Here is a 12,214-nt window from a genome sequence, read left to right on the forward strand (position 1 = left end):
CTGTCGCAGGCGCAGGCGCGGCCGCGTCAGTCGGCCGGTGCGGCGCGCACGGTTCGCGCCGCGTTGAGCGCGCGGATCTCGACGACCGGCGGCGTGCCGGCCGCCACCTGGGCACCGGCGTTTTCCAGCTGCACCAGCGCGACGCGTGCCGGCGTGCCGGGCGCGAGATGGAACCAGTCGTCGTGCGGGACGAATCCCGGTGCATCGATCTGCACATGGCGCGCGACGTGACGCGTGTCGATATCCACGTGCCACGTATCGCCGGTGCGCGAGACGCACGCTTCGATCCCCAGCTCGCGCCGCACGAACACGGCAGGATGCGTGCGGGACGGGAAGTAGAACGCCTGCGACAGCAGCGTGTCGTCCTCGGCGCGCAGTGTCGCGACGACGGTGTCGTGCTCGCACGGCCCGAATCGATACGCGTAGGTCCAGTCGAAGAAGCGGCCGAGCAATTCGGCCGAGCCGAGCCGCACCGCATCGTGCGCGGCGATCCGGACCGGGCAGCCGGCACGCGCGACCGGCGTGCGGCCGTCGCGCAGCGCGACCAGCTCGACGGTGGCCGACAGCGGCGCCGGCCGTTCGTTGAGCACGTGCACGTCGAGCCCGTTCAGCCCTTCGTCGACGAGCAGCACCTGCACCGGCTGAAGCACCTGGCGCAGCGCATGCCAAACCGATTTCGGCCGATGCGTCGCATCGATCAAGCCCCATCCCGCGCCCGGCATCACGTCCTGGAACTGCCAGACGAGCGCGCCGGCGCAGCGCGAACCGGCACGCCGCCATTCGGAGAACGTGTCGCGCATCACGTCCGCGATCACTGCGCGCGACAGCTCGAAGTAGCGCGACGGGTCCTCGCGCCGCAGGCGGTCGGGCGACACGTCGTACAGCGTCTGCAGGTAGTGGTCGCGAATGTCCTCGAAATCCCACGACGTGCCGGGGTCGCGCGGCACGGCCGCCTTCCAGCGCGGCTCGTGGATGCCCGGCCAGCCGAGACTGTCGAGCATCGCGTTGTCCGGCACGTTCGCGAACGCGAGGCATTCGCTCGCGAAGCGCACGTCGGCGCGGCGCGCGTCGTCGAGCGGGCGCAGGTACGCACCGACGCCGTAGTAGTGCGATACGCGCTCGCGCGGCATGAACGGCAGCACGCCGCCGTCGGGCGTGTCGGGCATGTAAATTGCGTCGGGCCGCCGTGCCGCCGCGTGTCCGGCAAGGCGCTCGGCGGTCAGTTCGACGAAGCGCTGCTTGGGGCCGAGGCCCGACATTGCCGCCTGCTGCGCGATTTCGCTGCCGCCGCACAGCACCGCGAGCGACGGCGACGCCCGGTGACGCGTGAGGAACTGTTCGGCTTCACGGTCGACGGCATCGGCGAATGCGCGATCGGCCAGCGCATAGTCGAAGTTCGCAAACATGAAGTCCTGCCAGACCAGCAACCCGAGACGGTCGCACCACGCATGGAACGCATCGGCCTCGTAGGTCATCGTGCCGCCGACGCGAATCATGTTGAAGCCCGCGTCGCGCGCCAGCCCGAGCAGGTGGCCGTAGGTCGCGTCGTCCGCATGCAGCGCGAGCGGTGCGGCGCTGCTCCAGCACGCGCCGCGCGCGAAGATCGGCACGCCGTTCACGCGCAATCCGAATCCCTTGCCGTCGTCGCCGGCGTCGTGCTCGATCGTGCGGAAGCCCGTCGCGCCGAGCGGCCGCTGTTCGGCGTCGATGTGCAGCGCGACGTCGTAGAGCACCGGTTCGCCGTGCGTGTGCGGCCACCAGCGGCGCACATTGGGCACCGCGACGGTGGCATGCAGCCGGTCGGTGCCGCAGCGTTCGAGCGTCGCGTGATGTTCGCCGCACGACAGCCGGGCCGCGAACGCGTCCGGCAGCGGCGCGGCGAACGCGAGCTTCGCGTCGAGCCAGCCGGTGTCGCCGTCGATGCGCGCATGCAGGTCGCAATGGACGAGCACGGGGCCGAGGGCCGGATCCAGTACGTCGACCGGACGCCACGGGCCGGTCGGCACGCAACGCGGAAACCAGCCCGGCATGTGCCCGAGCAGCGACGTGCGCACGGTGCGCAGCGTCGCCGGCTCGGCAAGCCGCGTGCGCCAGCGCGCGCGGCGCGGCGCACGCGCGTCGCGCAGGTGCGGTGCGAGGGCGCGGAAGCAGACCAGCAACCGGTGCGTGCCGTCGAGCGACACGGACACGTCGTGCGTGACGAACATGTTGTCCGATCGCAGGATCGGCGTGTCGTCGAGCCACGCTTCCGCCAGCGTCGCGAGACCGTGAAAGCGCAGCACGCGCGGCCCGTGTCCGCGCAGTTCGACGCGATACCAGTGGTCGCGCTCGTCGTGCGATGCCGCGTCGTCGGGGCGGCCGGCCAGCGTGAGCGCCTGCGCGACCGTGCCGGGCACCGGCGCCGCGATCCACTCGGCGGCGGCGGGGAGGTCGCGCGGCCCGTGGGCGGCGCCCGCGGCCGTTGCGACCATCGTCCACGCGGGCACGGCGCGCGTGCGCGTCACCGCATCATCGGCACGGGTGCCGCGTTGGCGCGAACGGGCGCCGCCGGCTGCAGCGGCGGGGCGATCTGCCGTGCGCCGTCGACCAGATCGGCATAAGCCGCTTCGATCGCGTCGAGCGTGGCATCGCCGCGCTCCTCCTTGCCGCGCGAGCAGGCTCGCGCGAGCCGGAACTCCAGCACCATCGCCTCGGACGCAATGCGATCGCACGCGGCGCGGATGTCGGCGAACGGGCCGACGCAGCCGCTCGCCTGCAGCCAGCGCGCGTAGTGGCCGAACAGTTCGAAGTTCGCGCCGAGCTGGCGCACCGAATTGAACGAGTACGCGTGGAAGCGTTCGAGCGGCGAATCGGCGAGCGATTTCGTGTCGATCCGCAGCTGCCGCCGGAACGCCGCGATCGGATTGACGATCGGCAGGCGGCGCAGGTGCCGCTGCAGCGAGGCGAGCGACGCTTCGCACAGCGAGCGTTCGTCGAGCGGCGTGAAGCGCCGTTTCGCGCACTCGACGTACGGCGGCAGCGGCATCGGCGAACTGCCGCCGACGAGCCCGTTGTAGTCGAAGTCCTCGGCGACGTAATAGCCGCTGTTGTGGAAGTAGCCGATCTGGCGCCGGGTGCGGTCGATCGCGTCGATGCCGATGGTCGTCTTCGTATGCTGCGTGCGGTACGCGCTGCCGCGCGTGTCGGGCAGGAACCACGCGTCGACTTCGACGATCATCAGATGACCGCGCGCAACCTGCGTCTCGACGTGCTGTTCGAGCGGTTCGTAGATCGAGTGTTCCTGCACGACGATCCCGTAGAGCCGCTCCAGTTCGTCGTGCGGAAACTTGAAGAACGTGAACTGGTCGCCCTCGAAATCGAGCGCCACCGTAAACGGCAGCGCCGCGTACGGATTGAGGCCCCACCACCGGAGCACCTCGAGCCACATGTCGACGTAGCAGTTGGTCTGTTTCCAGACCATCTCCTGACTGTGCAGCGGGTGCGGCCGGTAGTGGCGTGCGCGGTGGCGCACGTCCTCGAACGACGCTTCCTCGCCGTCGCGGGACACGAATTTCATCGCGTTCCCCACAGCACGTCGCGCACGTCGGCCGGCCACGCTTCGATGTCGAAGCCGTGGTGGCGGAACAGCGCGAGCGTCAACCGTTCGAGACCGAAGCCGACGCAGCCGGTGTGCGCGACATCGTTCGTCGCGGTGCGGATGTCCCACAGCAGCCCGAAGTGATCCATGTGGTAGTTGAAGCTCAGGCACGCGGTCTGGCGGCCGTCGTGCTCGATCGGGATCAGCAGCTCGAACTTCAGGTTCTGTTCGCGCTGGCTGTTCGCGACGATCTTGCCGCCGCGTCCGAAGAACGGATCGTTCGCGAGATCGATCGTGTTCGGCAGGCGCAGCGCCTCGATCATGTGCGTGCCGCGCTCCATCCACGTTTCGCGGAACGCGACGATCTGTTCGGGCGTGCCGATGCGAACGTATTCGCGCATCCGGAACAGCTGCATGCGGGTCGGATCGAGCGACGGTTCATGGCGGAAGCAGTACGAGAACACGTCGAAGATCCGGCCGTCGTCGGGCAGCGCACCCGCGCGCGCGACGACCGGGTAGACCGGATAGCACGCGGCCGGCGTCATCACGACGTAGGTCGGCTTCTGGTTTTCGGTCCAGTCCTCGCCGCGATCGAGGCACTGCAGCACCCGCTGATGCCGCTGCTCGTCGCCGCAGAACGCATGCACGCTGCCCGCGAGTTGCGGGAAGCTCTTCATGTACTCGCTGCGCTCGAACTCGGTGCGGCTCATCGCCGGCGGGAAGCGCAGGACTTCGGCCTGCTGGTCGGCGCCGAGACGCGTGACGAAGGCGTCGAGCGCTTCGACGACGCGCTCGAACCGTTCGCTGCGGCCGAACAGGCCCTGGATGCCGGTCGACACGAGCAGGCCGGCGTCGATCAGTTCGTCGCGCAGCGGGTTGACGCCCGCGCGGTCGAGCGGTGCGTCGGACGGCGCGGAAGCGGTGGAGGGCACGGAGAGGCGATCGTTCACGAGTGTTTCTCCAGCGTCGCGGGACGCAGTGCGAGCAGCAGGCTCGAAGTGTTGGCGGCGATGCGGTCGTTGCTGATCATCAGCGGCGCCGCGTGCAGGTCGCGCAGGTGACGACCGATGCTGAACGGCGTGCCGTGCTTGTAGCCGGCCATCCCGCAGATCATCATCGCCTGCTGCACGACCTCGAGCGCGGTCGACGACACATAGGTCTTCAACGTGTTGATTTCGGCGGCCCAGGCCATGCCGGCCGACCACGAGCGGGCCGATGCGCCGGCATGGAGGCGCAGCACGTTGTCGACGCGGGCCTGCATCGCCTGCATCAGCGCGAGCGATTCGGCGATGCGGCGCGACGCGGGCGACGGCGCGCCGTCGGTCTGGCGCGCCTGCGCGCGGAAGAACTGGTGCGCGCGATGGAAGGCATCGCCGGCGACACCGATCCATACGGCGGCCCACAGGATGTGCGAAACCGGCACCATGGTCTGTTCGGCGATCTGCGCGAACGGCACCGGCAGGCATTGCACGGTCGCGCCCTGCGCGTCGAGCACGAAGCCGTTGCTGCACGTGCCGCGCATGCCGAGCGTGTCCCATTCGCCGCGGCGCGTGAGCGTATAGCCGTCGCGCAGCAGCGTGACGAGCACCTGCTCCGATGCAGGCGCGTCGGCGTCGCGTCGCGCGGTCGCGAGGATGCCGTCGGCGTAGTCGCCGTACGAGATCGTCGGTGCGGACTTGTGCAGCCGGAATTCACCGCCGTTGCTTTCGATCGCGCACTGGCTCGCGCGCAGGTTGCCGCCGACGCCGTCTTCGGACGTCGCCGAGGCGAGCAGCCACTGGTGCCGCACGAGTTGTTGCAGGAACAGCTTGTGCCAGCCCTGGTCGGCCGCGTGATCGACGATGCAGGCGACCTGGATCTGGTGCATCGCGAACACCATCGCCGACGACGCACAGGCCTGGCCGAGAATCGAGCATGCCGATGCGACATCGGCAAGCGACGCGCCGGCACCGCCGAGGTGGGTCGGCACCATCGCGCTCAGCAAGCGGCGGGCGCGCATCGCTTCGATCGCCTCGACCGGGCAGCGCGCGTCGCGATCAACCGCATCCGCGTGCTGGGCGGCGATTTGCGCGACGGCGCGCGCGGCCTCGTCGAGCCGATGCGCTTCGTCGTCGGCCGCGAGTTCGGGAAGCAGCGCGCTCATGCGGAATGCTCGGCGCGTTGCAGGGTGGCGATCGTTTCGGCGAGCGCATCGACGCTGCGGAACAGATTGCGGTTCAGCATCTCGTCGGGAATCTCGATGTTGAACTGCTTTTCGATCGCGAGCATCAGCTGGATCGTATCGAGCGACGAAAGGCCCGCTTCGTAAAGGTCGTCCCCGTCACCGATCGAATCGATCGTGGCTTCGAGATGGGCGACGTGCTTGAGGATGGTTCTGATTTCGTTTTTCACGTGCGGCTCCGGCGTGTGTGGTGTCGTCCGCGCGGGCGGACGCGCACAACGCGCTGACATCCCCCCGGCAGTCCGGCATCAGTAGACCATTCGCGGGCACTGTGTTCTGTTCGCCACCCTACAATCTGCTGACCCGGCCCCGCATCGGCACGCCGGAGTGCCGCGTGAATCACGCGCGCGCGGCAGCCGTCACGCCGGAGTCCGCCGACAGGATGCGCTTCATGTCGTCGCGCACGATCGCGCGGCAACCGCACGACAGCTTCTCGAGACCATCGAGATCGGCGAGCTCGATCGAGCTGCGGTACTGCCGGATCAACCCGAGCTTCTGGATTTCCCCCGCCGCGTCCGTGACCGTTTCGCGCCGCACGCCGAGCATCTGCGCGAGCATGCTGTGGGTGACCTGGATCTCGATGCTGCGCGAACGATCGTAGGCGAGCAGGAACCATCTGCATAACTGATGTTTGAGCACGTGATGGCGGCTGCAGAACGTGATCTGCGAAACCTGCGCCATCAGCAGCCGCACGCACACGAACACGAGATGTCGCATCACCGGCGACGCGTCGAAGGCCGTGGCGAACACGCGCCGGTCGAGCCGATAGACGAAGCCGTCGCGACAGGCGACGGCGCGGCAGGGCATTCGGCCGCTGCCGCCGATCACGTCGTCGCACACGATGCTTTCGCTGCCGATTTCGGCAACCTCCAGCGTCATGCCGCCGGACGACACGTACTGCAGCGAAATCGCCGTCGTCACGGGCAGGTAGACCGCGGCCAGCATTTCGCCGGGTTCGCAGAGCACCTGCCCCGATTTCAGGTGGACGAGCTGGAGATTGGCGATCAGCGTGGCGCGCTCGTCGCGGTCGAGCGCCGCGAGAAACCGGTTGGCGTCGAAGCTGTGGGAAAGTTCGATCATGCCGGTCGCGTGGGCGACGGCGTCGTTGGCCTGTTGAGTCACGGCGCATCCTCGTAGCGTGGCGGTCGCACATCGCGCGATGTCATCCCGACGGGATTTAGCACGTACGTGCGAATATTGTGTTCAACAAAATTCGAATGCAGATAGCCGGGAAAAGGCTAGCACGCAGTTGAATCGAGTCAATTGCGTATTACGTCACTTCACAAAGTTTGACGGTTTTGAATGTAAGCAAACGTTATCCGGATTTAAAGTTCCTGTTTTCAGGCATTAAACATCCTGAAAATAATCGCGTGCCGATCGGCAATTCGACTGCGATCTGGAATCAATGGCCAGCGACGTGCATCGTACAAGGAAAAAATCCCGGGCGCATTGAACATTCTTTGACATTTGAGATATCGCGACTCAATTTCTCAATGAAATCAGTGCTCTGCAAGCGATGTGTGCGTTTGATTACAGAGCGGTGAATTAATGTCGCGATCCAAATTTGAGACAGTTTCAAACGCTCATTCGAGATGCAAGATGGCCGTCGGACGTCGTGCGGAACGTCACGGAAACAATTGAAAACATCCTGTAAGTCGTTGAACGATAAGACTCGCAGGCCGCTACAGGCGCCTGCCGCCGGGCATGTCGGCATTGTTCAGTTGATTCACCTGCGGTGTCCGCCGCATCGGTGAGTGTCCGGAAATGAGACGTTTTTTGCCGGTTTCCCGCCGGCTATTCAGCGTTCTAAAACGGAAGCCGTTTATATATTAAGGACAGGCAGGTATTGGCACGTAAATCGCTTATTCGGGCCGGCGAGTCGAAACGAGGCGATCGATTCGATCCGGCGGCGAGACGCCGAAGGTCGATCGGATTCAGGGTTGTGGCCGCAACCCGCATCACCTTGAGGACGCGCATCGCGATAACGCGTTCCACAGACGCGGCGCCTGCGCCGCGGACAATAAAGAGGGATACAGACATGCTACATCTTCACTCGAGCTATTCGGCGAACGCCATCCTTGCCGCACTTCCGGAGGACAGCGTCCGCGCCATCGCACCGCACCTCGAACTGGTCAGGATCAAGGCCGGCATGCTGGACCGGGTCGGTGAACCCATGCGCCACCTGCATTTCCCGACCACCGCCATGATGTCGGTGCAGCACCTGATGGAGGACGGTGCGATGGTCGAGGTGGCGGTGGTCGGCCGGGAAGGCGCGGTCGGCCTGGCGACGCTCGTCGGCGGCGCCACGGTATCGAACCGGGTCGAGGTCCGCATCGGCGGCATGGCCTATCGCGTGCCGGCCTGCGTGATGCGCTCCGAGTTCGAACGTTCGCCCGCGACGTACCGGCTGCTGCTGAACTACTGCCAGGCGATGATGGCGCAGATTTCGCGCAGCGCGCTGTGCAACCGGCATCACTCGGTCAGCGAGCAACTGAGCCGCTGGCTGCTGCTCGCGCACGACCGGATCGACGGCGACGAGCTGGCCGTCACGCAGCAGACGATCGCGAACATGCTCGGCGTGCGTCGCGAAGGCGTGACGGAAGCGGCCGGCAATCTGCAGGAAGCCGGGCTGATCCGGCAGCGTCGCGGCCGCATCACGGTGCTCGATCGCGAGGGTCTCGAGCGCAATTCGTGCGAGTGCTACGAGCTGATTCGTGCGGACTATCGCCGTTTGCTCGGCCCGCGCGAGAGTGCGAGGCTGATGCCGGTACTGTCCCGGATGCCTGAAATGCATGGCGGATTTTCCGCGCGCGGTGCATGACGATGCATTCGATGTCCGGAGGAACGAATGCAATGCGTCGCGCCGCGATTGCCGCGGCCGACGGTGTGCTGGTGCTGGCCGGCGCACTCGCCGCACAGGTCGCGATGGGGCTGGCGTGGCGCGACTTGTCGGATGCGCAGCGCGGTGCGATCGCATTGCTGTGCGTGCTGACGGTCGGGTTGTTGCCGCGGGGCTTGCGAGCGGTGCGCGGCGGGGCGTCGACGTATCGCGTCGAGCCCGTGCTGACGCGCACGGTGGTGGCGATCGTATGCGCGAGCACGCTGACGGCGGCCGGTGCGACGTGGATCATGAATCGCGGCGGCACGATGACCACACGCTGGATTGCCCGCACGGTGCTGTCCGGCGACGCGGCGTTGCTGATCGGCAGGCTGGCGCTGTGCGCGCTCACGTCGAGGCGCGGCGATCCGCGCGCACGGCAGCGGCGGGTCGCTGTCGTCGGTGCGACGGCATACGGGCGCGTGGCGATCGAACGGATGCAGTTCGAACCGGACGGCGCGTTCGCGGCGGCCTGCGTATTCGACGACGATGCGCCGGCCGCGACTGCGTCGGACGCGATCGGCGGCGTGCCGGTGATCGGCGACTGGGCCGAGTTGCGCCGCATGATTCGCGGCGGCGAGATCGATGAAGTCTGGCTTACATTGCCGATGTCGCACGAGTGGCGTATCCAGCGCATCGTGCGCGAGTTGCGCGACGAGTTCGTCGAGCTGCGGCTGTTGCCCGACGTGCGGCAGATGGCCGTCGTCGAACGCTCGGCGACCGACGTGCTCGGCATGCCGGCGATCAACCTCGCGACCACGCCGCGCTCGGCGCCGGAGCTGTGGGCGAAGTTCGCGTTCGACCGGCTGTTCGCGGTCGCCGTGCTGATTCCGCTGCTGCCGTTGCTTGCGGTGCTGGCGATCGCGGTGAAGCTGTCGTCGCCGGGGCCCGTGTTGTTCAGGCAGCGGCGCAAGGGCGCGGACGGGCGCGAATTCCATATCCTCAAGTTCAGGACGATGCACGCGCATCGCGCGCAACCTGGCGTCGTGCGGCAGGCGTCGCGCAACGATGCGCGCATCACGCCGGTCGGCGCGTTCCTGCGCCGCACGTCGCTCGATGAGCTGCCGCAGTTCTTCAACGTGCTGTTCGGCCAGATGTCGGTGGTCGGCCCGCGTCCGCATGCGATCGAACACGACGACTTCTATCGGCAACTGATCGACTGCTACATGTATCGCTACCGCGTGCGGCCGGGCATCACGGGATGGGCACAGGTGAACGGTTATCGCGGCGAGACGCGCAAGGTCGAGGCGATGGCCGCGCGCGTGAAGTTCGATCTGTTCTACATGCAGAACTGGAGCTTCTGGTTCGACATGAAGATCATCCTGCTGACGATCGTGCGCGGCTTCATCGGGCGCAACGCATTCTGAGGATCACGAAGCGATCGTCGAATCGAAAGATTGTGCGGTCGAACGTACCGACCGCATCGACACGGATCGACACACTGACGGCATAGGAGCATCCCGCGACGCGGGGTGTCTGGCGGCGCGATTGCGTCGCAGCCATCGGAGTGATCATGTCAACGTCGATTCGGGAAGGTCGTGAAACCGCGCTGCAGGACGGGCGTGCGGAACGGGGCGCCGGGGCGGCCGCGCGCGTTGCGCGGCTGAGCGGCATCGCGGTCAACGGAAAATTCACCGCGCAGCGGATGACGGGCGTGCAGCGGGTCGCCTATGAACTGACGGCCGAGCTCACGCGTCTCGCGAATCCCGGCGATGCGCCGGCACTGGTCGTGCCGGCGGATCACGATCCGGCGGCGTTGCCGGCCGGCGCGCGCAGGCAGGTCGCCGGCGGTTTGCGCGGTTCGCTCTGGGAGCAGTTGACGCTGCCGCGTGCGACGCACGGTCGAATGCTGCTCAGTCTGTGCAACGTCGGGCCGCTCGCGAAGCGCGATCAACTCGTCCTGATCTACGATGCGGCGATTTTCGATCTGCCCGCCGGTTACTCCGTCGTATTCCGGATGTGGTATCGCTTCGCGTTCTCGGTGCTCAAGCGACGCGCTCGCCACATCGTCACGATTTCGCACTTCTCGCGCGCGCGCCTTGCCGCGAAGCTCGGTGTACCGCCTGCGCGCCTGACGGTCGTCCCGGCGGCCGTCGACCATATCGACCGGATCGATCCCGATCCCGGCGTGCTCGCCCGCCTGAATCTCGAGACGGACGGCTACGTGCTGTTCGTCGGCTCGCTTGCGCCCGGCAAGAACCTGGTGCGTGCACTCGAAGCGATGCAACTGATGCGCGCGTCGCATCCGACGCTGCGTTTCGTGATCGCGGGGGGCGCCAATGCGAAGATCTTCGGCGGGAGCGTGCCGGGCCTGCGCGCCGACGATCCGTACGTGACGTGGGCGGGCTACGTGACCGACCATGAACTGAAGGCGCTGTACGAGCATGCCGGCTGCTTCGTGTTCCCGTCGCTCTATGAAGGCTTCGGGCTGCCGCCGCTGGAAGCGATGCGGTGCGGCTGCCCGGTGATCGTGTCGCACGAGGGCGCGTTGCCGGAGGTGTGTGGCGGTGCCGCATTCTTTTGCGATGCGTATTCGCCGCCGGACATCGCCGCGGCGATCGCGCGCGTGATGGACGATGCCGACCTGCGCGCGCGGCTGCGCACGGCGGGCCGCGAGCGCGCGCAGCATTTCAGCTGGCAACGCTCGGCGCGCGCGCTGCTCGACATCGTGCGCGCCGACGTGTAACGGCACATCGACCGGCCGAGCCGGTCGGGTGTTTGTAAGACGGCGCCGTCGCGGCGGCGGTATATGGCGTATTCGCGTCCGTCCCCGGATCCCGCACCGCACCGTCGGCGTTCATGCGGCTGACGACGATCAACACGCGCCGGTCCATTGGGTTTATCCTGCGTCGAATGCGCCCGCTGCACTGTACGGCCGGGCGCCCCGGTGTGCGACGGGCGGATCAAGCATGCTCGCCGCACACCGGCGCGACAACCGCGCGCCGCATGCCTCATTGCGCGGAACCCGGAAAAGGAGAGACGGCGATGGCGCTCGACCAACAACAACGGCAGACGCTGCAGCAGCGGCTGACCGAAAGCGAGCAGGCGCTGCGCGCGGAGATTCGCACCAGCGAGGACCAGCGCGCGTCGGAGTCCTACGCGGATCTCGCCGGCGCGGCGCCGGACGAGGGCGACGAGGCGAACGCCGATCTGTTCGTCGACATGGATCACGCATTGATCGGGATGAAGCTGGCCGAGCTGCGCGCGATCGGGCGCGCGCAGCAGCGCATGCGCGACGGCAGCTATGGCGAGTGCATCGATTGCGACGCGCCGGTCGGCTACGAGCGTTTGCTCGCGCGACCGAGCGCCGAGCGCTGCACGCATTGCCAGTCGGTATACGAGCGTCGCTACGCGACGACGCCGCGCGCGTCGCTGTGACACAGGCGGCGCCGCGATGTCGGCGCGCCGCGTGCCGCACGATACGCAGAGCCGGTGCAGGATGACCAACGGGCGCCCGCCGCCGTCGACATGCGGCCCCGGGCGGGCAGACGTCGTCGCGCCAGCGCACGGCGCCATCCACGTGGAAGGGAGCCACGCC

10 protein-coding genes are annotated in these 12,214 nt (G+C 67.3%); 4 read left to right on the forward strand and 6 right to left on the reverse strand.

Translation table 11 applies throughout. The features are described 5' to 3' along the window. Positions 1-26: 26 nt before the first annotated feature. The 6 genes from DCN14_RS06520 to DCN14_RS06545 all read right to left on the reverse strand — a co-directional run bounded on the left by DCN14_RS06520 (position 27) and on the right by DCN14_RS06545 (position 6,920). The gene (locus DCN14_RS06520; RefSeq protein WP_096498944.1) at positions 27-2,504 is read right to left on the reverse strand and encodes a beta-mannosidase; all 2,478 of its coding nucleotides are present in this window, start codon (positions 2,502-2,504) and stop codon (positions 27-29) included. Continuing rightward, positions 2,501-3,556 (reverse strand): DUF1839 family protein, encoded by a 1,056-nt coding sequence (locus DCN14_RS06525; RefSeq protein WP_096499321.1) that lies wholly within the window; start codon positions 3,554-3,556, stop codon positions 2,501-2,503. Before DCN14_RS06525 ends, DCN14_RS06520 begins: the two co-directional genes overlap by 4 nt. Next, positions 3,553-4,527 (reverse strand): amino acid--[acyl-carrier-protein] ligase, encoded by a 975-nt coding sequence (locus DCN14_RS06530; RefSeq protein WP_096498942.1) that lies wholly within the window; start codon positions 4,525-4,527, stop codon positions 3,553-3,555. The genes DCN14_RS06525 and DCN14_RS06530 overlap by 4 nt, the downstream gene beginning before the upstream one ends. Beyond that, the gene (locus DCN14_RS06535) at positions 4,524-5,720 is read right to left on the reverse strand and encodes an acyl-CoA dehydrogenase family protein (protein ID WP_096498940.1); all 1,197 of its coding nucleotides are present in this window, start codon (positions 5,718-5,720) and stop codon (positions 4,524-4,526) included. The genes DCN14_RS06530 and DCN14_RS06535 overlap by 4 nt, the downstream gene beginning before the upstream one ends. Next, entirely contained in the window at positions 5,717-5,968 is a 252-nt protein-coding gene (locus tag DCN14_RS06540; RefSeq protein WP_096498938.1) for an acyl carrier protein, read from the reverse strand. Before DCN14_RS06540 ends, DCN14_RS06535 begins: the two co-directional genes overlap by 4 nt. Positions 5,969-6,137: 169 nt before the next feature. Continuing rightward, positions 6,138-6,920 carry a Crp/Fnr family transcriptional regulator gene (locus DCN14_RS06545; protein WP_172441848.1) on the reverse strand — a complete coding sequence of 261 codons (783 nt, stop codon included), beginning with the start codon at positions 6,918-6,920 and terminating at the stop codon, positions 6,138-6,140. A 916-nt stretch (positions 6,921-7,836) separates the two neighbouring features. Here DCN14_RS06545 and DCN14_RS06550 point away from each other — a divergent pair. The 4 genes from DCN14_RS06550 to DCN14_RS06565 all read left to right on the forward strand — a co-directional run bounded on the left by DCN14_RS06550 (position 7,837) and on the right by DCN14_RS06565 (position 12,054). Then, positions 7,837-8,619: a Crp/Fnr family transcriptional regulator gene (locus DCN14_RS06550; protein WP_096498936.1), complete on the forward strand. Its 783-nt coding sequence runs from the start codon at positions 7,837-7,839 to the stop codon at positions 8,617-8,619. 32 nt (positions 8,620-8,651) lie between these two features. Further along, positions 8,652-10,043, forward strand: a complete 1,392-nt coding sequence (locus DCN14_RS06555) for an undecaprenyl-phosphate glucose phosphotransferase (RefSeq protein WP_172441847.1) — start codon at positions 8,652-8,654, stop codon at positions 10,041-10,043. A 278-nt stretch (positions 10,044-10,321) separates the two neighbouring features. After that, complete coding sequence (locus DCN14_RS06560) at positions 10,322-11,362, forward strand: glycosyltransferase family 1 protein (protein WP_239007859.1); 1,041 nt, start codon at positions 10,322-10,324, stop codon at positions 11,360-11,362. Positions 11,363-11,661: 299 nt separating this feature from the next. After that, entirely contained in the window at positions 11,662-12,054 is a 393-nt protein-coding gene (locus DCN14_RS06565) for a TraR/DksA family transcriptional regulator (protein WP_096498932.1), read from the forward strand. Positions 12,055-12,214 lie beyond the last annotated feature (160 nt).

Origin of the sequence: Burkholderia sp. IDO3 (assembly GCF_003366075.1) — a bacterium.
In the GTDB taxonomy this organism is placed as follows: Bacteria; Pseudomonadota; Gammaproteobacteria; order Burkholderiales; family Burkholderiaceae; genus Burkholderia; species Burkholderia anthina.